This window comes from Vibrio sp., assembly GCF_050299255.1.
Classification (GTDB): domain Bacteria; phylum Pseudomonadota; class Gammaproteobacteria; order Enterobacterales; family Vibrionaceae; genus Vibrio.
Genome location: NZ_JBNKVP010000018.1, coordinates 36,632 through 58,249, shown reverse-complemented (window position 1 = coordinate 58,249; position 21,618 = coordinate 36,632). Strand labels below are relative to the sequence as shown.

The window sequence follows — 21,618 nt, the reverse complement described above, 5'->3', positions numbered from 1 at the left end:
CTGAGCATTTCGACACCATCAAAATGAATCTGACCATTCAGATAGTGAGCAGACCCTTTGGGCAGCAGTTTCAAAATCGCATTGGCAGTGACAGACTTACCTGAGCCACTTTCTCCTACCAGCGCCAGCGTTTCGCCCTTGCTTATCTGCAGCGAAACCTTATCCGTCACAGCGTCAATCTGGTCTTTGCGACCGAAACCCACCGAAAGATCCTGAATTGTTAATACCGGTGTCGTCACAGTTATCTCCTTTGCTGATGTGGGTCGAATGCATCACGGACCGCTTCACCGATAAACACCAGTAAAGTCAGCATGACAGACAAAATCGCAAAGGCAGAAATCCCCAGCCAGGGTGCCTGCAGATTGGCTTTGCCCTGCGCCAGCAATTCCCCCAGTGACGGAGAACCGGCCGGCAGGCCAAAGCCCAGAAAGTCCAGTGAGGTGAGCGTGGTCACCGAGCCGGACAAAATAAACGGCATCATAGTCAGCGATGCCACCATGGCGTTCGGTAGCATGTGCCGTAGCATAATGCGCTTGTCATCCACCCCCATCGCCTGGGCGGCCCGGACATAATCGAAGTTACGGCAGCGCAGAAATTCAGCCCGCACCACGCCCACCAGGCTCATCCAGCTGAACAGCACCATAATACCGAGCAGCCACCAGAAATTGGGTTCGACAAAACTGGACAAAATGATCAGCAAAAACAGCGTCGGCATACCGGACCAGACTTCGATAAAACGCTGGCCAAGCAAGTCCAGCAACCCGCCATAGTAGCCCTGGCTGGCCCCGACCAGCACGCCGATCACGCTGGAGACTATCGTTAGCACAAAGCCGAACAGCACCGATATCCTGAAACCATAGATAATCCGCGCCAGAACATCCCGGCCTTTGTCATCCGTCCCCAGCCAGTTGATATCATCCGGCGCAGAAGGCACGGTGCCGGTAATGTTGTAATTGATGGTGTCGTAGCTGAATCGAATGACTGGCCAGATGATATAACCTTGCTCTTCAATCAACTCGATCACGTACGGGTCGGTGTAATCCGCTTCGGTGGCGAACTCGCCACCAAATTCGGTTTCAGCGTACTGATTAAAGATGGGCAGATACCACTGCTGCTGATATTCGACCAGCAGTGGTTTGTCATTGGCGATAAATTCTGCGAACAGGCTGAGAAAAAACAGTACCGAAAACAGCCACAGTGACCACAGCCCGCGCTTATTCGATTTAAACCGTTGCCAGCGGGCCTGGTTGAGTGGGTTGGCTCTGCGTTTGGAGCGAAAAAACATACTAGCGCGCCTCAAAATCAATTCTTGGGTCAACCCAGGTGTAAGTCAGATCGGAAATGATGCCCAGAATCAGTCCCAGCAGTGTCATGATGTAAAGCGAACTAAATACCACTGGATAGTCCCGCTGGATGGTCGATTCAAAACCGAGTAAACCGATCCCTTCTAACGAAAACATCACTTCAATCAGCATTGAGCCGGTAAAAAAGATGCTGATAAAAGCACTGGGGAATCCGGCAATGATGATCAGCATCGCGTTACGAAATACATGCTTATACAGAATGCTGCGCTCATCCAGCCCTTTGGCACGGGCGGTCACCACGTACTGCTTGTTAATTTCATCCAGGAACGAGTTTTTGGTCAGCATGCTTAACGTGGCAAAACCACCGATCACCATCGCCATAATCGGCAGGGTTAAATGCCAAAAGTAATCGATAACCTGCTGATACCAGGTTAACTGGTCGAAGTTGCTCGACACCAACCCACGCAGGGGAAACCAACTGAAGTAATTGCCACTGGCGAACAATATGATCAGGATAATAGCAAACAAAAATCCGGGGATCGCATAGCCAACAATCACCATCGCGCTGGACCAGACATCGAAGCGGGAACCGTGGTGAATCGCTTTTAAAATACCGAGTGGTATCGAAATCAGGTAGATGATCAGGGTACTCCACAGCCCGAGCGATATCGACACCGGCAGTCGTTCGACTATCAGATCGATGACATTGCCACCTTTGAACAGGCTTTCACCGAAGTTGAAGGTGATGTAATTCTTCAGCATTTCAAAGTAGCGCACGTGCATCGGCTTATCGAAACCAAATTGTTTTTTGATCTCCTCCACCACTTCCGGGTCCAGACCGCGTGAGCCTTTGTAGCCGGTGCCGTTCGCTTCCTCGCCGCCGGGACTACCGGTGTTCACTTCACTGCCGCCACCGGCAAACCGTTCCATGATCCCGGAAGTGTGCCCTTCGAGCTGGGCGATAGCCTGTTCCACCGGGCCACCCGGCGCTATCTGGATAATAAAGAAGTTGATGGTGATGATCGCCCACAAGGTGGGGATCACCAACAACAGCCGTCGGACAATGTACGCTGCCATATTTCCCTCTTACCGGCGTTTTTCCGGTAATTTTGCTGCTTTCTCTTTTGACACCCACCAGGTGTCTACGCCCAGATCATATTTCGGTATGGTCTTTGGCCGCTCAAACTTGTCCCAACTGGCCACTCGGTACTGGCTGATGTGCCACTGCGGAATGATAAAGAAATTCCATTGCAGTACCCGATCCAGTACCCGGCCTAACGTCAACAGCTTCTCCGGATGCTGCTGGTTTTGGGCAATATCCATCGTCAACTGGTCGATGACAGGATCCATGACACCGGCGGTGTTGTATGTCGAATCGATATAGTTGGAGTTCCAGACAATCATTAAGTTCGGACTCGGATACGGATTTTCCGAATAGGCCGATGAGACCATATCGAAATCCCGGTCACGCAGCCGTTTGATGTACTGAGTGGTATCCACGGTGCGGATTTTCATATTGATGCCAAGCAGTTGCAGGTTTTTCTGCAACGGAATCGCGATACGCTCTGTGGTCGGGCTGTAGATCAGCAGTTCAAATTCAAACGGATGACCGGTAGTGGTGTGGGTCATCACTTTGTCTTTCAGCTCCCAGCCCGCCTCTTTGAGCAGTTTGAACGCAATTCTGGCCTGCTTGCGGATCCGGCCGCTGCCGTCGGTGACCGGCGGTTGATATTCTTCCGTGAACGCCCGCTCAGGGATCTTGCCTTTGAATTTTTCCATTACCGCCAGCTCTTCTTTAGACGGCAGCCCTTTGGCTTCATAGTCAGTGTTCTGGAAGTAGCTGCGGGTACGGGTGTACTGATCATAGAACATGTTTTTGTTCATCCACTCAAAGTCCATCGCGTAATTTATCGCTTCACGAACTTTCGGATCTTTAAACATCTCCGACTGGGTGTTGAACACGAATGCCTGAGTCGCCTCTGGTTTCTGATGCGGGATTTCTTCTTTAATGATGTAGCCTTTATCGAAATTTACCCCGGTGTAAGAGTTAGCCCAGAACTTGGCGGAACTTTCCTGACGCAAGTCGAATTCACCCGCTTTAAAAGCCTCCAGCATCACCGTGTCATCACGGTAGTAGTCGTACTGAACCTGGGCAAAATTATTGCGTCCCACATTCACCGGCAAATCCGCCGCCCAGTAATCGTCCACCAGGCCATAAGTCACGCTCTGACCCGATTTATACTCGGTGATTTTGTACGCGGCACTGCCGACTGGCGGCTCTGGCAATGGCTCGGCCAGATTGTGGTCTTTCCAGAAATGTTCCGGTAACACCCGGGTCGACTGAGCAAAGCTGAACATTTTCTCCCGGTTTGGGGTCGCCATTTCGATCCGCACGGTCAGATTATCTTTGGCAGTGACCGATTTGATGTCTTTGTAATAAACCCGGTATTGCGGCACCCCCTCAGTCGAGAACTTTTTGAAGGTAAAGGCGACATCTTTGGCGGTGATCGGCGTTCCATCATGAAAACGTGCCTTAGGATTGATGTCTAGCTCCAGCCAGGTGTAATCATCGGAGTAACGCACTTTGCTGGCGATCAGGGGGTAATAGGAGTCGATTTCATCGCTGGGGGAATACATCAGCGTATCGTACAACTCGCCGGTCGCCGCGGCCGCCACTCCTCTTGATGCGAAACGGTTGAAGTTGTCGTAGGTTCCTACCTGTCCATAAGTCACTTTGCCGTACTTGGGCGCATTCGGATTTACATAATCAAAGTGCTGAAAATCGGCAGCATACTTAGCCGTGCCAAAGCCCACCAGGCTGGTTGTTTCAATCACTTTAGCAGCGCTGGTCGTTCCCCAGGCCAGTAACATCGCCGCGAGCGTCAACTGCGTTATTTTTCCCATTAACATGTTCCCCCAGAACAGGTTTTGATTGTCGTCCCTGTATTTAATATATAAATAATTACTACTAATAATTCAATCAGTTGGGTAAGTATAGAAGAAATCTCACCACAAACCACGCCGTAACAAGCGGTTTGTGAGTCTGTGGCGTGATTTTAATAGTGTGCTGACTTACCGTGCTGCACTGGACGCCTCGGATGTGTCTGCCACAGCACAGTGATCAGAGTAACTCTTTAGCAATCAGGTGCAGCAGATAGGTTTCCCGTTCGATACTCATGCCTTTTTTGTCGCTGTTGGCTATCGTCTGCTCATTGTGAATAATGGCCTGATGGATATTGATCCACACCGGACGCATGCCGTTATTTTGCTCATAGTCTTCCAGACGAGGAGCGCCCAGCTGGCGGTCAACTTTGCACCGGTAGCAATAGGACAGCATATGCAAAATATCGGCGTCTTCTCTGTACCAGGGACGAAACTCCTCATACATGCCAAACGGTTTGATTTGGTGAACATTCCTTGCCCCGGTTTCTTCTTCTAGCTCCCGCACCATACCGGCGATGATATCTTCGCCCTCTTCCAGGCCGCCGCCGGGTAAACTGTAATCGTGGTAACGCTCGGTATAGAGTACCAGTATCTCTTCACCATCAACCACGATTGCCCGGGTGGCGTTTCGCTTAAGAATTATCTTGTCGTCAAGGTGTTCGATATCAGGATGAATATCCGTTTTCAGGTGTCGCATCTTAGATGAGTTATTGATTGGTTTGTCGCAAGTCTAACACACTGGATGTGAGCAACCAGCCGCTTCGCTGCTAACCCAGCAGAAACCCGCGGCGACGAATAGAACCCATTTCAACTAGAACTGGCGATACATAATATGTTGCGGGCCGGCTGCACCACCGTGGTAATGGTCACCGGTGTCTTCAAAACCGGCCTTAAGGTAACAGTTATATGCCGCGGGGTTTTTACAATTGACGGTCAGGTAGACCTGATGAAAATCGCGGTAACGCTCGGCAAGGTATTCAGGCAATAGCTTAAGTGCCGCTTTCGCCACGCCTTGTCCCTGAAACTGATGATCGACAAAAAACGCCCGAAAGCCGAGTGCCGGATGGCGGCAAAACTCATAATCTGCCGAGTAGCAGGTATCCACCAAAAACATGCCAACCACTTCGCCGTCCAGGCAAATGACATGCGGCTGAACATCCAGGCTAACGGTCGCCAGTATCTCTTCGGTAGTGCCTACGTAAGGTAGCTGACTGTCAGCCACACCTAATTTGCTGATTTGCTCCGCATGATCCTGAAGTAACGGACTTAATTGAACCAAGACTTGCTCCTTGTCTGACAGTAGATCCTTATAACCAGTCTGCCATGCAATGAAACGCAATGCACCCTTAGGTGATCTGTTCGCGGTACATTTTGGGGCTTACGCCCGCTTTCCGTTTAAATACCCGGGAAAAATAGAGCGGATCGGTGTAACCCACTATCCGGCCGATTCGATTCACCGAGTAGTTCGAGGTCACTAACAACTGTTTAGCTCGGCTGATACGCTGATCATCCCGCCACTGGGTGACGGTCATCTGCATTTCATCCCGAAACAGATGACCCAGTCGCGATGCCGACAGACAGGTATGCGCGGCAATGTCTTCTAGGGTAAATTCCTGATTGAGGTTCTGAGTCATGTAGTTCATTGCTTCAATCACTCTGGGATCAATCGGCTTACTGACTACATTCGGCTGCACGGTTTTACAGCGGATCAGCAGTTGTTCCAATAAGTTGATCGCCAGGTCATCGCGATACGGCGCATCCGATTTGGCGGCCAGTTCAATATCTACAAACAGGCTTTCGATGTACTGCATCGTCTGCTCATCCAGAGCGCGGGTGACAAATACCCCATCACGCTGCTCCTGCCAGGTTAACCAATCGGTCCAGAACGCCCGGGGACGGAAATAGATCCAGCGGTGAAACCAGGAAGCGCAATCTGTTTTACGGTGGTAATAGTGAGTGACACCGGGTGGAAAGAGCAGCAAATCGCCCGCTTTAACATCAAACGCTTTGTCATCGGCGAAGACTGTGCCCTCACCCTGGCTGGTAATGTTCAGAATATAACCCTTCATACCGTTGGGACGGTCGATGGCAAAATCCAGTTCATCCCCTTCGATGATCGGCGTTAGACCGGCCACCAGGTGGGCATCAAAGTTATATCCGGGTTTTAGTGGATCGCTGTTCTGCATAAAAATTTCAGTTTACGTGGCCTTGCCAAATGTGAGTAAGATTAGCCTAAGCATCACTATGTGCGCGCCTTAACTCACTCATACTATTTACTGTTTAGACAATACTATCCACTGTTTGGCACTGAATGCCTCATTGAACGGCTGATTATGTGATAAAGACGGTGGAACCCGTTTCGGTTGCGGCATGTTGCCCCAGATTTCCGTGCTGTGGGGCGGATTGTCCCGTGCGGTCTGGTCAGTGACTGTTGCGCTAAAACTGTGTTCGGCTTGTTCACTGGCGTTGATATGATGGCGCACGTCCAGGCGGATCGGCACCGCATTTCGCGCCAGGTACTCAATAACCAGCGCTTCATCGGTGAAGCGGTAATTCATGTTGAGCGACAGCGTTTCACCGTCATGCAGTTGGCCCCACTGCTCAAGACGGTCGGTCTTAGTGCGAAACTGCCAGTTAACCATCTCACAAGACAATTCCTGCCGGTTTTTGAGGATCTCTAACCGGCCTGAAAACATCAGAGTCTGGTCGCGCCAGAGTTGAAACTGCTGAGCGTCACTGGGAGCAATACGCAGTGTCCACCCCAGATGATAGAGATAAACATCGCTAGCTGCGACGGCGGTTTGTTGTGTCAAAATATAACCCTTTAAAAAAAGCTCCCCTTTCAAAGGACGGCAAAAGGGGAGCACGGGAGCTAGATACCAGCCTGCAGACGGTAGTAGACGCTGTTGGTGCGCAAATCCGCTTTGAACTGACGTAACTGGGTCTGGCTATCGATGACGACCATTTCGATACCGGTGATATCGGCATAGTCAGCCAGCATATCCAGCGTGACTGCCTGGCTATAGGTAGTATGGTGCGCACCGCCAGCGTGGATCCAGGCCGCTGCGGCCGTTTCCAGGCTTGGCTGAGGCTGCCACAGCGCGTGGGCGACCGGCAGATTTGGCAGTGATTGTGGTGGCGTCACGGTATCCACCGCATTAACCAGCATGCGGTAGCGATTGCCCAGGTCGATCACTGACACGTTTAGCGCCTGGCCCTGTTGGCCGCTAAAGATCAAGCGCGGGATATTGGCTTTACAACCAATGGTGTGCGGGTGAATTTCCAGTCGTGGCTTGTCGGCGGCGATGCTCGGGCACACTTCCAGCATGTGAGCGCCCAGAACCTGACTCTGGCCACCAAAGTTGTAGGTGTAATCTTCCATAAAGGAAGTACCGCCACTTCGGCCCTGTCCCATCACTTTCATAATGTGGGTCATGGCCGCGGTTTTCCAGTCACCTTCCCCGCCGTAACCAAAGCCCTTCGCCATCAGGCGCTGGGTGGCCAATCCCGGCAGGTTGGTCAGGCCAGTCAGGTTTTCAAAGGTATTGGTGAAGGCGTTGGCCCCCACTGAAGTGAGAAACTGCTCCATACCCAGCTCAAGGCGCGCTTCCTGTACCATCAGTGTTTTCAGCTCGCGGTTGTCATACAGTTCAGGGGCAAGCACGTAGCTGGACGCGTACTCATCCAGCAGGCGATTGACATCGGCATCGCTGACCTGATTGACCGCTTCGGCCAGTTCACCCAGGCCGTAACCATGCACTTCATAGCCAAACTGGATTTGAGCAGACACCTTGTTGCCTTCGGTCACCGCTACTTGGCGCATGTTGTCGCCAAAACGGGCCACTTTCAATGACTTACCTGCATCCACAGCTATCGCGGCGCGGCACCAGTCATCCAACTGCGAGTGCACTTCAGGATTCTGCCAGTGACCCACGACGACTTTACGATCGATACCCAACCGGCTGCCAATAAAGCCGAATTCGCGACAACCGTGGGCACTCTGGTTGGTGTTCATAAAGTTCATGTCAATGTCGTCCCAAGGCAGCGCGGCATTGAATTGCGTGTGCAGGTGAACAAACGGCTTATTGAGCTGGCTGAGACCGGCAATCCACATTTTGGCTGGTGAGAAAGTGTGCATCCACAACATAAGCCCAACACAGCTTGGGTCGTTATTCGCCGCCTGACATACCGCCAGGATTTCGTCCGGTGTTTTCACCGTGCCTTTATCAACCAGAGGCACCGAAATACCTTCAAGCTGGTTTAAGCCGTTGACGATTTCATTGCTGTTGGCCGCTACGATCTGCAATACTTTCGGGCCATAGAGATGCTGAGAACCGGTGACGAACCAAACTTGTTTATCAGTAAATACTTTCATTTTGAATCCTTATTTTTTGTCTGCACTATTTTGTCCGTAGTAGGCGTTAGCGCCGTGTTTACGCAGATAATGCTTGTCTAATAACGCAGGGTTAATCTGATTAACGGCAGGATTAATTTGCAGGGTTTGCAGCGCCATTTTGGCCACTTGTTCAATCACCACTGCATTGTGCACCGCATTATCGGCATCGCTGCCCCAACTGAATGGGCCGTGTTCTTTCACGACAATGCCGGGTTTGGCCAGCGGCTCTTGCTCAGCCACCGTTTCAATGATCACCAAACCGGTATTCAGTTCGTAATCACTGGCAATCTCCTGATCGGTCAGGGCGCGGGTGCAGGGAATGTCGCCATAAAAATAGTCGGCATGGGTGGTGCCCAAAGCGGGAATCGCCTTACCAGCCTGTGCCCAGGAAGTCGCGTGCGGTGAGTGGGTATGCACTACGCCGCCCACTTCCGGATAAGCGCGGTATAACGCCAGGTGGGTGGCAGTATCGGAGGACGGTTTCAAATCGCCTTCAATCACATTGCCATCCAAGTCCACCACCACCATGTTTTCCGCGCTGAGATCCTGGTATTCCACGCCGCTTGGTTTTATCACCACTAGGCCGGATTCACGGTCGATGCCGGATACGTTACCCCAGGTAAAAGTCACCAGATCATGGCGCTGCAGATCCATATTGGCCTGCCACACCTGCTGGCGAAGTTGCGCAAGGCGATCCGCCTGCAGCGATACTGGATTAAGCAGTGTCTGTTCACTCATGATTGCTGCTCCTGCGCCTGATGATATTCCGCCAACTGCTCAATATGGCCCCCCAGTTCGCGATACACCTGGTAACGCTGATCTCGCAGCGACTGTTTGGCTGGGTCTGGTTGATAAACATGCGCCAGCGGACTGGCCATCACTTGCTGCGCGCTGCTGGTGTCCGGGTGAATGCCTGCCGCGACAGCAGCGAAAATCGCCGCGCCCAGCGCACAGCACTGCTCAGATTCCACCACCAGAATGTCGCGGCCAATCACATCGGCACACATCTGCATCACGTAGGGCGATTTCAGTGAGATGCCACCTATCGCGATTACCCGGTCCACACTGACACCCTGATCGACAAACGCATTGACGATTGCGTTGGCACCATGGGCGGTCGATTCCACCAGCGCGGCGTACAGTGCCGGGGCAGTACTGCCAAGGTTCAGGTTGGCCACCGCGCCTTTCAGGCGTTGGTTGGCGTATGGGGTGCGCCGGCCATTGTGCCAGTCCATCGCGGCTGGCGACTGAGCGCTGAATTCGTAACCGGCTGCGGCTTCTGCCAGCATCGGCAGGATTTCTTCACTGATTTCATCAATCAGCAGGGCACCATCGGGATTACGTTTGGCAAACTCCTGCAGTGGCCACAGCAGCAAACGCTTGTACCAGGCATAAACATCGCCAAAGGCGGACTGACCGGCTTCCAAAGCCATCAGTTGCGGGTGGGCGCTGCCTTTCACCTGACCGCAGATGCCGTGAATAGTGCGATCGCCAATCTCATCTGCATCGACCATCAAGATGTCGCAAGTGGAAGTACCAATGACTTTAACCAGGTCGTTCTGGCCGGCGCCGGCGCCGACTGCACCCATGTGGCAGTCGAACTCACCAATGGCAATGGCAATACCTTCATTCAGTCCCAGTTTCGCGGCCCACTCTCTGGACAAATTGCCCGCCAGTTGATCTGAGGTAAACACCGGACCGTTAATCCGCTCACGCATACCCGTCAAGGTTGGCGAAATGGCGCTAAGGAAAGCGTCATCTGGCAAGCCGTCCCAACTCTCATGCCACATGGCTTTGTGGCCAGCGGCACAGATGCCGCGGCGGAATGTGTCCGGGTGCTCGTTACCGGAAAGCAGCGCGGGAATCCAGTCGCACAGTTCAACCCAGCTGTGGGCGTGCTTGGCGACTTCAGCATCCTGTTCACTGACCCAAGCGGCTTTGGCCCAGAACCATTCAGAGGAATAAACGCCGCCAACATAGCGGGTATAGTCGATGTAGTCACCGGAGTGAGCCAGTTCATTGATCAAATCCGCTTTTTCGACCGAGGTATGGTCTTTCCACAGGATGAACATAGCGTTCGGATTCTGTTCAAACTCCGGTAATAGCGCCAGAACGGTGCCCTGCTCGTTAACCGGTGCTGGTGTTGACCCTGTGGTATCAACACCGATACCGGCGATCAGAGGGGCAATACCAACCGGAGCGGTAGCAATAGCTTCCTGAATGGCGTTGGTCATCGATTCAATGTAATCGCGCGGGTGGTGACGAAATTGCGCGATATCCGGCTGGCTGTACTGGCCAGCCATCCATCTTGGGTAGTAAGCGACACCGGAACTGACTTCCTCACCGGTTTCGGCATTGACAATAAGTGCACGTACCGAATCAGACCCGAAGTCTAAGCCGATAACATGTTTTGATTGAGTGTGTGCGTGATCCATGACTACTCCACAATTTGGTCAACAAACTGTTATTTGTTATAGCGGAGGGGCACCGTAGCAACCATGAACATGAACGCTACAATTATGGACAAAAACGTCAGGTGACTTTTTTTGTGGCCTGCACAATAAAAAAGCAGACGGATACCAAACATGGGAAAGTCACTGATAAAAACCATCAAAATACCGTTAAAACGGCACGTTTAGTCTATTAACTCTAATAATGGCTATTAATTTGCGACTCAGTTCATAGCGGTTGCTGCTAAATGCATGGACATAATCGCTACGTTTTCTTGCTGTGATTTTGGTCACTTCTTTGTCTTAAAACATTCACAAATATGAATAGTGAAAATCAACCCTACCTACCATTGGATGGATAAAACATGAAACTAAAAAAATTATTAGCTACTGCTGTGCTGTCGGGCGTCACTCTGATGAGTGGTACTGCGAACGCATTTTTTGGATCCAGTGACGACTCCTTGAAGTTAGGTTATCTGGTTAAACAGCCAGAAGAACCATGGTTCCAAACTGAATGGTCATTTGCGGAAAAAGCCGGTGAACAATACGGTTTTGAAGTGATTAAAATGGCGGTGCCTGACGGCGAAAAAACCCTCAACGCGATTGACACGCTTGCCGCCAGTGGCGCGAAAGGCTTCGTTATCTGTACCCCAGACCCGAAATTGGGGCCTGCGATCATGGCCAAAGCAAAAAGCTATGATCTGAAAGTGATCACCGTGGACGATCAGTTCCTGAACGCCAAAGGTGAGCCAATGACAGATGTACCTCTGGTAATGATGGCCGCCAGCGAAATCGGCTACCGTCAGGGCACTGAACTATACGCGGAAATGACCAAACGTGGTTGGGACGCATCAACTACTGGCGTAATGGCCATTACTGCCGACGAACTGGACACTGCGCGTCGCCGCGTAGAAGGTTCACTGAAAGCACTGCAGGAAAAAGGTTTCCCAGCAGGACAAATCTACCGCGTACCAACCAAAACCAACGATATCCCAGGTGCACTGGATGCTGCTAACTCACTGCTGGTTCAGTACCCAGGCGTCAAACAGTGGCTGGTTGTCGGCATGAACGATAACACCGTACTCGGTGGTATCCGCGCGACAGAAGGTCAGGGCTTTGCTGCCAACGATGTGATCGGCATCGGAATCAATGGCGTGGACGCGGTTAACGAACTGGCTAAATCGAAAGCAACCGGCTTCTACGGTTCACTGCTGCCAAGCCCGGACGTACACGGCTTCAAGAGTATTGAATCACTCTACCAATGGGTAACCGAAGACGTTCAGCCTAAGAAATTTGTGGAAGTGACCGATGTTGTCCTTATCACTCGCGATAACTTCAGACAAGAACTGGAGAAAAAAGGCCTGTAGGCGTATGAAAGTGGCGCTGGCCCCCTGGCGCCACTTGCAACAATACGGAGAGAAAATTATGGCAGATTCACCTTCTTATCTAGAGTTTCGTAACATATCCAAGCATTTTCCTGGAGTAAAGGCGCTTAATAACATCAGCTTTACGGCCCACAGCGGCAGTGTTCACGCACTGATGGGTGAAAATGGGGCCGGCAAGTCAACCCTGTTGAAAACCCTCAGCGGCCTGCACCAACCCACAGAAGGCGAATTGATCGTTAACGGCCGGTCGTTGACCTTCGCCGATGCAACCCAGTCACTTGAACAAGGGATTGCCATCATCTACCAGGAGCTGAACCTGGTCCCGGAACTGAGTGTGGCGGAAAACATTTTTCTCGGTCAGTTGCCAACTAAAAATGGCAAAGTGGATACCGAAACCCTGCACAAAAATGCCCGCCAGCAACTGGAACGTCTGGGGGAACACTTTGACCCATCACGTCCGTTAAAAGAATTCTCTATCGGCCAATGGCAAATGGTCGAAATAGCTAAGGCGCTGAGTCGCAACGCCCACATTATCGCGTTCGACGAACCGACCAGTAGCTTGTCACAGCGTGAAATCGAGAACCTGTTTAAGGTGATCCGCGAGCTACGTGACGCCGGCAAAATCATTCTGTATGTGTCACACCGAATGGAAGAAATCTTCAACCTGTGTGACGCCATCACGATTTTCAAAGATGGCCAACACGTTCAGACATTCGACACGCTCAAGACACTGACCCACGACCGTCTGGTAGAACTGATGGTCGGCCGGGAAATCAACGACATCTTTAACTACCGCCCTCGCGAGCATGGTGAAAGCGGCCTGCGGGTCGACAATCTGCAGGGCCGCGGGCTAACCGCGCCGGTCTCACTTGATATCCGCCAGGGCGAAATTCTGGGCCTGTTTGGCCTGGTGGGTGCCGGGCGTACCGAGCTAACCCGACTGATATTTGGTGCCGAAAAACCGACTGCTGGTCAGATATTTATGCATGGCCAGGAGATCAAAATCCGTAAGCCATCCGATGCCATCAAAGCCGGCATTACCCTGTGTCCGGAAGACCGTAAAGCCGACGGGGTGCTGCCGATTATGTCGGTAGAAGAAAACACCAACGTCAGCGCCCGGCCGTGGCACCTCAAATGGGGCAGCCTGATCGACTTTGGCTGGGAAAGCAAAAATGCCAGCGAGCAGCAGGCGGCTCTGAATGTAAAAGCAGCATCATTGCAACAGTTGATGGGCGAGCTCTCCGGCGGTAACCAGCAGAAGGTGATTTTGGGCCGCTGGCTATCAACCGACATGAGCGTCATTCTGCTCGATGAACCTACCCGCGGCATTGACGTGGGCGCCAAATCGGAAATCTATGAACTGATTTTCCAGTTGGCGGAAAACGGCGTAACGGTACTGGTGGTGTCCAGTGACTTACCAGAGGTACTCGGGATCTCCGATCGCCTGATGGTGATGAAAGACGGCCAGATCACCGGAGAGTTACAACGTCACGAATTTCAAGAACAAACAGCTCTGAGCTTGGCAATGCTAGGTCAAGATAAATCTGCGGCTTAATAGTAAGGAATGCATTATGTCCCTAACAAGTTCAACTAAAATCGAAACCCCTCAAGCCGAGAAATCGTCATTCAATTTTGCCCAGTTGTGGGACAAATTTGGCATGCTGATCGTCTTTCTGGGATTATTTGTGCTTTGCGCGCTGTTCGTGCCCTACTTCGCCACTTTCGTCAATATGAAAGGGCTGGGTCTGGCTATATCGATGAGTGGTATGGTGGCCTGCGCCATGCTGTTCTGCCTTGCTTGTGGTGACCTCGACCTGTCGGTCGCATCGGTCATTGCCTGCTCCGGCGTAGTTACCGCCGTGGCCATTAACGCTACCGGTAGCGTTGTACTGGGTATCGGCGCCGGTCTGTTGTCTGGTATGGCCTTTGGCCTGCTGAACGGCTTTGTGATTGCCAAACTACAAATTAACGCGCTGATCACCACCCTGGCCACCATGCAGATCGCTCGCGGCCTTGGCTACATCATTTCCGACGGTAAAGCGGTCGGCATCACCGAAGAGGGCTTCTTCGCCCTGGGTAACTCCAGCTTTGTAGGGATCCCAACCCCAATCTGGCTGACGATTATCACCTTTGCAGTATTTGCTTTCCTTTTGAACCGCACCGTTTACGGTCGCAATACGCTTGCCATTGGTGGTAACGAAGAAGCCGCCCGCCTGGCCGGGGTGAACGTGGTAAAAACCAAGATGATCATCTTCACCGTGTCTGGTTTTATCTCTGCTTTGGCCGGGGTAATACTGGCGGCGCGTATGACCAGTGGTCAGCCAATGACCTCAGTCGGTTTTGAGCTGGTGGTCATTTCAGCCTGTGTACTGGGCGGCGTATCGCTCAAAGGTGGTATCGGTAAAGTCTCTTACGTTATCGCCGGGGTACTGATTTTGGGTACAGTAGAAAACGCCATGAACCTGCTCAATATGTCCCCGTTTGCCCAGTACGTAGTACGTGGTGCCATCCTGCTGGCCGCGGTTATCTTTGACCGTTATAAACAAAAAGCACGCTAACCTACTCCTGCGTCACAACAATATGCATTACCTGTTAAAGGCCGCCTTGAGCGGCCTTTGTTTTTGGCTGTTTTTGAGCGCAATTCAGCGGCCGCCCATCGCTTGGCCCTCGGTAAGTTCCTAATACCAACGGCCTGGCTATTGCTTCACCGGTTATCTGACATCCGTTATTTTGAACTACACTGATAAGGTATCTCATTGTGGAATAATCAGATGTATCGTTGGCTGATAGGGATAACCTTGAGTTGCCTGTTCGGACTCACCACACCGTACGCTGATGACACGGTAGAGCCTGATAGGCCGTTATCCAAAACTGTACCGGTTTTAACTATCAGTGGGGCTATTGGCCCCGCTGTGGGCGACTACTTGATTAGCGAAATCAAGCGAGCGAATGCTCTGCGCAATATTCCGGCACTAATTATCACCATTGATACTCCGGGTGGACTGGTTTCCAGCCTGCGCGACATCAACCAGCAGATCCTAGCCTCTGACGTTCCCATCCTGTGTCTGGTCTACCCTCAAGGTGCCAGAGCCGCCAGTGCCGGTACTTATATCCTTTATGCCTGCCATATCGCGGCCATGTCTTCGGCCACCACTTTGGGTGCAGCAACTCCGGTCAACATCAGCGGTCCCGGTGGTGGGGGTGATGACGAGAAAGAGAAAGCATCCGAACCCACCGCAATGGAGAAAAAGATACTCAATGATTCCATCGCTTATATCCGTTCATTAGCGCAACTTCGGGGTAGAAATGTTGAGTGGGCTGAAAAAGCTGTGCGTGAAGCAGCCACACTTTCATCGACCGAAGCACTGGAACTCAATGTGATCAACCTGATCGCGGACGACCCACAGCGCCTGTTGAATAAGCTCAATGGACTGGCGATAAAAGTTCACGATAGTAACCGGGTGCTCAATTTTGCCGATGCTGAGCTGGAAAGCCGCCAACCAGATTGGCGCAATGAATTTTTGGCCACCATCACCGACCCCAACATCGCCTATATCCTGATGATGATCGGTGTGTATGGCCTGCTGCTGGAGTTTTACAGCCCCAGTTTTGGTATCGCCGGAATCATCGGCGCGATTTCGCTACTGATTGCGCTCTATTCATTCCAGCTGTTACCGGTCAATTACGTCGGGCTGGGATTGATGCTGGTCGGGATCGCATTATTGATTGCCGAATCGATGGTACCCAGTTTCGGTCTGTTCGGGTTTGGCGGGGTAGTCGCGTTCGTACTGGGATCCATTTTTGTTATTGATAGCGACATTCCGGAATTACAGATCTCCATGACACTCATCTACAGCATCGCCTTTGCCTCAACCGCGTTCATCGTTTTTGTCCTGGGCAGTTTCTGGAACCTGCGCAAACGTCCGGTGGTAAGCGGAATGGAATCGATGATCGGCTATGAGATTATCGTCGCAGAAGATTTTACCAAGCAGGGATTTGTCGACATTGAAGGTGAACGATGGGCTGCCATTTCTGACCAACCCCTGCAGCGCGGGGATAGGGTGCGAATCACTGCCGTCGATGGCCTGACCTTACGGGTGCAGAAAGTATCTGGGAGTAAGAAAAAATGAAAGAGCTAATGTTAAGTGGTGAAATGCTAACGCCGGTACTGATTGTAGTACTGGTCCTGGTGATTGCATTTCAGATGTTTCACGTGCTGCGCGAATATGAGCGTGGCGTTATTTTCTTCCTGGGACGGTTTGATAAAGTTAAAGGTCCGGGATTGATCATTGTAATTCCGTTGATCCAACAAATCGTCAGGGTAGACCTTCGTACCGTGGTGATGGACGTACCCACTCAGGATGTGATCAGCCGGGATAACGTCTCCGTTCGGGTCAATGCGGTGCTTTATTTTCGGGTGGTCGATTCCCAAAAAGCGATCATCAATGTGGAAGATTACATGGCCGCCACCTCACAACTGGCGCAAACCACGTTGCGATCGGTGTTGGGTCAGCACGATCTGGATGAAATGCTGGCCAACCGGGACATGTTGAATGCGGATATTCAGTCGATCCTGGATTCCCGTACCGATGGCTGGGGCATAAAAGTATCTAACGTTGAAATTAAGCACGTCGACCTGAACGAAACCATGATCCGCGCCATTGCTAAACAGGCGGAAGCCGAACGGGTCCGGCGGGCCAAAGTCATCCACGCCTCCGGGGAAATGGAAGCATCAGAAAAATTGGTTGAGGCAGCAACCCGTCTGGCGGCAGAGCCAAACGCGATCTTATTACGCTATCTGCAAACCCTGACGGAAATCGCCGGTGAGAAAAACTCCACCATCTTATTTCCCATGCCGATGGAGCTGATGGACAACCTATTTAAGAAACAGCCTCCCAGTAACAAAAGCGGTTCGTAACCACAAAAAAAAACGCCGTAATCCCGAGTCATTATCTGCTCAGGAATTACGGCGCACACTATGTAGAGTCGGTTATTGTGGCTTATCTTCCGGCGTGGATTGCAACAGGGATTTGATTGAATCATCGGCCGCAATTTGCTGCACCGGCAGGCTTTCGTCGCTAACATCGCCCGACTGCTGTAGTGAGCGCAGCGCTTGTTCAAAATTGGTAAAGTTATGCTCTGCCCCAATCAGCTCTATGATGCCTGCTTTGGCGAGTTTGGCGCTAACCCGTGATTTAGCTCCGGACAGCATCACAGTGACCCCGCGTTGATGTAGATCGCCAATCACCTCTTCCAGCGTCTGCAGACCGGTAATATCGATAAATGGTACCCATCTTAAGCGGATGATTAGGTACTTGGGATCGGTGTGGGTACCGGCTAACGCGCGCTCAAAGTTTTCAACGGCGCCGAAGAAGAACGGACCTTCAACGGAAAACACCAAAACGCCGGGCGGTAAATCCACCAGCCCTGCCTGGGCAAACTCGTGCTCGAGCTCCTGATCAGTCGCCTTACGAACTTCGACGCTCGACGCCATACGACGTAAAAAGTGCAGTGTTGCCAGGATAACACCGATATTCACCGCCACAACCAGGTCAGCAAATACCGTCAGGCCAAAGGTGATGAGCAAAATCACCACATCGGCTCGCGGTGCACGGCGAATCATGCGCACAAAGTGCCTGGCTTCGCTCATATTCCATGCCACCACAAACAGGATTGCCGCCAGTGCCGCCAGCGGAATGTGCACGGCGTAAGGTGCCAGCAGCAGCAGGATCAGGACCACGGTCAGCGAGTGAACGATACCGGCAATCGGGCTGGTACCGCCGTTACGAATATTGGTTGCCGTTCGTGCAATCGCCCCGGTTGCAGCAAATCCGCCAAACAGAGGCGCGGCGATATTGGCCAGCCCCTGGCCAACCAACTCTTGGTTGGAGTCATGCCGGGTGCCTGCCATGCCGTCTGCGACCACGGCGGATAATAGCGATTCAATTGCTCCCAACATGGCAATGGTAAACGCCGGGCCAATCAGTTCGATCAATTTAGCCCAGGTGACTTCTGGCAGGGCGAATTCCGGCAGGCCTTGTGGGATTCCGCCAAACGCAGTGCCAATGGTTCTCACTCCATCAAACTCAAATACTACTTGCAGTAGCGTTGCCACAATCAAAGCAATCAACGGGCCTGGAACCCGTTTTAGCGGCGCAATTTTTGGCGCGTAGATGACCAGCAGCAACGAAAATACCGCCAGTAGCGTTGTGGTGAGATGAAACTGGGGGAACACTTGCAGTATGTGATAGAGCTTGATGTGGAAATGTTCACCGCTGATCGCCGGTAAACCGAAGAAGTCTTTCCACTGACCTACCCAGATAATCACCCCGATCCCGGCGGTAAAACCCACAATCACCGGATCCGGAATGTACTTGATAATTGAGCCCATTTTCGCCAGGCCGAGCAGCAATAGCATTACCCCGGCCATTAAACTGGCCAGTTGCAAACCTTCGATACCGTAATTGGCGGTAATTCCGGACAGCACCACGATAAAAGCCCCGGTCGGCCCGGCAATTTGCAGGCGGCTGCCACCAAAAATAGACACAAACAAGCCAGCAATTATCGCGGTATACAGGCCTTGTTCGGGTTTTGCGCCGGAGGCAATGGCAAATGCCATCGCCAATGGCAATGCGATGACCCCGACAATTACCCCGGCGACGACGTTATTTAGCCAATGTTGCGGCCGCAATAAGCCAGCCTTTTTGGCTTCTAAAAGCGCAAGCATAATATTCTCTGAGCAGAGTGGGAAAGAGGTCACATTATCCTACGAATGGCATACTGAAACAACGGAAGTTATTGTTGGATAATTGTTATTGATTGGATAACAGCATCTATTTGCAAGGCGAAATCTATCGGAAACTAAAAACGAGACGAATAGCCCGATTTATCCGGATGAACACATTTTTTGCCAATGGGGCAATTTGGCGGGCGACAAAAAAGCGCCACCGTTATTTTTCGGTGGCGCTTTGACTTAACCCGTCAAACTAATCTCACTGGTAAGGCGAGTAGCTCTTCAACTGGCAAACTCAAAGTTTGACGATCAACTTACCTTTGTTTTCGCCGCTCAAGAACAGGTTAAGCCCTGTCATCGCGCTTTCCAACCCTTCAATAGTATGGGCGCGATATTTGATTTTGCCTGCCATTACGTATGGGGTCAGTTTTGCCAACAGTGCAGGCACGTCACCAAAATGATCCGGCATAGTAAAGCCTTGGATGGTTAGACGTTTTTTAATTACCTGCATCCAGTTCGGGCCAGGTGCCGGAGTTTCCGCGACGTAATCAGCAATCATCCCACACACCACCACACGACCGTGGGCGTTCATCCGGTTGAAGATATGGTGCTGGATCGGGCCGCCGGTATTTTCAAAGAACACATCCACACCATCAGGAGTTAGCTCAGCCAGTTGTTGCTCCAGGTTGTCTGACTTGTAGTTTATCGCGCCATCAAAGCCCAGTTCATTGACGATCCAATCCGCTTTCTCATCGCTGCCGACCACGCCGATTACGCGCAGCCCGTCGGCTTTGGCAAGCTGACCCACCAGAGAACCAACCGAACCTGCCGCACCGGTCACTACCAGTGTTTCACCCGGTTTCGGTTTACCGACATTAAACAGCCCTTGTGTGGCGGTTAAACCTGGCAGAGCGAACACGGACAGCGCCATTTCGGCATCCACACCAGGCTGAATTTTGTTGATACCTTTGCCGTTGCTAAGCAGGTACTCGGTCCAGCCCATCATGCCCATCACTTTATCGCCGACAGCGAAATCCGGATGGTTTGATTCAACCACTTCACCCACCCCACTGGAGCGCATCACGGTGCCAAGTTCCACCGGTGGAATATAACTTTCGGTGTCCGGGCTCATCCAACCTATCATGGCCGGATCCAGCGACATATGGGTCTGTTTCACCAGAATCTGACCCGGGCCAGCGGTAGGGATTTCCTTTTCTACCACCTGAAAAAGCTGAGGACCGATTGGGTTACCATCGGGACGTTGGCTAAGCAAAATTTCTGTGTAGCGTGACATGACTATCTCCTGATATGGATGTTTTCTGTTTTGTAAGCACCATATTAACCATATTTTTTGCAAGATATAGCGGCTAAAATGCTAAACTCTATTGTCTTAAAAGCAACAATGAGTCAACGATGGATCAACTCAGAGCACTTAAGTACTTCACCGCCACAGCAGAAGCAGGCAACTTTACCGCCGCGGCCAAGCGCTTCAATGTGCCGGCATCGTCGGTATCGCGGCGGATTGCCGATTTGGAAGCCAGCCTGGGTGCCCAGTTGCTGACTCGCACCACCCGCACCGTGGCACTGACAGAAGTGGGACAACAGTACCTGCAGCAGGTTTCAGGATTGCTTGAGCAGTTGGAACAGTGCGACCAGGCCGTACGAGATTACCAGACCAGCCCGACCGGACGGCTAAAGATCAGTTCCATGGTCGGCTTTGGCGAGAATATTTTGATTCCGCTGATGGATGAATTCTCCGGCCTCTACCCTGACGTTGAGTTGGATGTGGTGCTCAGCGACGAGCTGTCCAAACTCGGCCGGGATGATGTCGATATCGCCATTCGTGGCGGCTTTGCGCCGGATGAACGGGTAGTGGCAATTCAACTGATGGATAACCAGTTTGTTCCGGTAGCGTCACCCGGGTATTTGGCAGAGAACGGCACCCCAGCCAGTACAACGGAACTAAAGCAGCACCTCGGGCTGTACTTTAAAACGCCGATTGGCCCCACCCCCTGGCTGAGTGAAATTCGCGGCCAGTGGCAGGAGGTGTCGGCCCCCAGCGTATTGACCACCAATAACGGCAAATGGCTGCTTCGCAGGGCGATTGAAGGGGCTGGTATTCTGATGATGCCCCGCTGGGTACTGCAGCCGAGTCTGGACACGGGTGAACTGCTGGAACTGACTTTTCCAGAACCACTCAACATTACCCAAAATCAGCAGTTGGCGGTATATATGCTGTATCAAAAATCCAGTTATGCCACCCCTAAAGTGAAAGCGGCGGTCGACTTTATTACCGCGCGGGTGAAAGGCCAGTTTGACTATCGGTAAACGGGGACTGGGTGCTGCTTAACATTTTGTAAATACTATCAAATTGCAACAATCTTCGGCTTTACTTACAGTGCTCCTG

Annotated in this window: 18 protein-coding genes and 1 pseudogene; 6 read left to right on the top strand and 13 right to left on the bottom strand. The window is 51.8% G+C overall.

From position 1 onward, the window contains the following. From ACQY6F_RS07565 to ACQY6F_RS07515, 11 genes are all read right to left on the bottom strand, one after another. A partial coding sequence (locus ACQY6F_RS07565) for an ATP-binding cassette domain-containing protein (RefSeq protein WP_428773368.1) occupies positions 1-245 on the bottom strand: 245 nt, incomplete at its 3' end. Next, positions 242-1,285: an ABC transporter permease gene (locus ACQY6F_RS07560; RefSeq protein ID WP_428773365.1), complete on the bottom strand. Its 1,044-nt coding sequence runs from the start codon at positions 1,283-1,285 to the stop codon at positions 242-244. The genes ACQY6F_RS07560 and ACQY6F_RS07565, both read right to left, overlap by 4 nt. Position 1,286: 1 nt before the next feature. Further along, a complete protein-coding gene (locus tag ACQY6F_RS07555; protein WP_428773364.1) occupies positions 1,287-2,381 on the bottom strand; it encodes a microcin C ABC transporter permease YejB in 1,095 nt (364 codons plus the stop codon). 9 nt (positions 2,382-2,390) lie between these two features. Continuing rightward, complete coding sequence (locus ACQY6F_RS07550; protein WP_428773366.1) at positions 2,391-4,175, bottom strand: extracellular solute-binding protein; 1,785 nt, start codon at positions 4,173-4,175, stop codon at positions 2,391-2,393. Between the two features lie 250 nt (positions 4,176-4,425). After that, on the bottom strand, positions 4,426-4,944 hold the full coding sequence (locus ACQY6F_RS07545) for an NUDIX hydrolase (RefSeq protein ID WP_428773362.1): 519 nt from the start codon (positions 4,942-4,944) through the stop codon (positions 4,426-4,428). 114 nt (positions 4,945-5,058) lie between these two features. Beyond that, positions 5,059-5,526, bottom strand: a complete 468-nt coding sequence (locus ACQY6F_RS07540) for a GNAT family N-acetyltransferase (RefSeq protein ID WP_428773360.1) — start codon at positions 5,524-5,526, stop codon at positions 5,059-5,061. 67 nt (positions 5,527-5,593) lie between these two features. After that, positions 5,594-6,433: an arabinose operon transcriptional regulator AraC gene (araC, locus tag ACQY6F_RS07535; RefSeq protein WP_428773359.1), complete on the bottom strand. Its 840-nt coding sequence runs from the start codon at positions 6,431-6,433 to the stop codon at positions 5,594-5,596. An 87-nt stretch (positions 6,434-6,520) separates the two neighbouring features. Continuing rightward, positions 6,521-7,060, bottom strand: a complete 540-nt coding sequence (locus ACQY6F_RS07530; RefSeq protein WP_428773357.1) for a hypothetical protein — start codon at positions 7,058-7,060, stop codon at positions 6,521-6,523. Between the two features lie 59 nt (positions 7,061-7,119). After that, positions 7,120-8,622, bottom strand: coding sequence for an L-arabinose isomerase (gene araA, locus ACQY6F_RS07525; protein WP_428773356.1), 1,503 nt, complete (start codon positions 8,620-8,622; stop codon positions 7,120-7,122). Positions 8,623-8,631: 9 nt separating this feature from the next. Then, positions 8,632-9,381 (bottom strand): L-ribulose-5-phosphate 4-epimerase, encoded by a 750-nt coding sequence (locus ACQY6F_RS07520; RefSeq protein ID WP_428773355.1) that lies wholly within the window; start codon positions 9,379-9,381, stop codon positions 8,632-8,634. Then, a complete protein-coding gene (locus ACQY6F_RS07515) occupies positions 9,378-11,078 on the bottom strand; it encodes a ribulokinase (RefSeq protein WP_428773354.1) in 1,701 nt (566 codons plus the stop codon). Before ACQY6F_RS07515 ends, ACQY6F_RS07520 begins: the two co-directional genes overlap by 4 nt. A 380-nt stretch (positions 11,079-11,458) precedes the next feature. Here ACQY6F_RS07515 and ACQY6F_RS07510 point away from each other — a divergent pair, with 380 nt between their 5' ends. From ACQY6F_RS07510 to ACQY6F_RS07490, 5 genes are all read left to right on the top strand, one after another. Next, a complete protein-coding gene (locus ACQY6F_RS07510) occupies positions 11,459-12,460 on the top strand; it encodes an arabinose ABC transporter substrate-binding protein (protein ID WP_428773353.1) in 1,002 nt (333 codons plus the stop codon). 58 nt (positions 12,461-12,518) lie between these two features. Then, positions 12,519-14,033, top strand: a complete 1,515-nt coding sequence (araG, locus tag ACQY6F_RS07505; RefSeq protein WP_428773352.1) for an L-arabinose ABC transporter ATP-binding protein AraG — start codon at positions 12,519-12,521, stop codon at positions 14,031-14,033. A gap of 16 nt (positions 14,034-14,049) precedes the next feature. Continuing rightward, positions 14,050-15,036: an L-arabinose ABC transporter permease AraH gene (gene araH, locus ACQY6F_RS07500; RefSeq protein ID WP_428773351.1), complete on the top strand. Its 987-nt coding sequence runs from the start codon at positions 14,050-14,052 to the stop codon at positions 15,034-15,036. A gap of 213 nt (positions 15,037-15,249) precedes the next feature. Further along, complete coding sequence (locus ACQY6F_RS07495) at positions 15,250-16,608, top strand: NfeD family protein (RefSeq protein ID WP_428773349.1); 1,359 nt, start codon at positions 15,250-15,252, stop codon at positions 16,606-16,608. Further along, the gene (locus ACQY6F_RS07490) at positions 16,605-17,396 is read left to right on the top strand and encodes a slipin family protein (protein WP_428773348.1); all 792 of its coding nucleotides are present in this window, start codon (positions 16,605-16,607) and stop codon (positions 17,394-17,396) included. Before ACQY6F_RS07495 ends, ACQY6F_RS07490 begins: the two co-directional genes overlap by 4 nt. 189 nt (positions 17,397-17,585) lie before the next feature. Here the strand turns inward: ACQY6F_RS07490 and ACQY6F_RS07485 are convergent. Next, a pseudogene (locus ACQY6F_RS07485) lies at positions 17,586-19,205 on the bottom strand (SulP family inorganic anion transporter); the annotation flags it as partial. 301 nt (positions 19,206-19,506) lie between these two features. After that, positions 19,507-20,505, bottom strand: a complete 999-nt coding sequence (locus ACQY6F_RS07480; protein WP_428773347.1) for an NADP-dependent oxidoreductase — start codon at positions 20,503-20,505, stop codon at positions 19,507-19,509. 119 nt (positions 20,506-20,624) lie between these two features. Between ACQY6F_RS07480 and ACQY6F_RS07475 the strand changes: the two genes are divergently transcribed. Further along, a complete protein-coding gene (locus ACQY6F_RS07475; RefSeq protein ID WP_428773345.1) occupies positions 20,625-21,539 on the top strand; it encodes a LysR family transcriptional regulator in 915 nt (304 codons plus the stop codon). Positions 21,540-21,618: the final 79 nt, after the last annotated feature.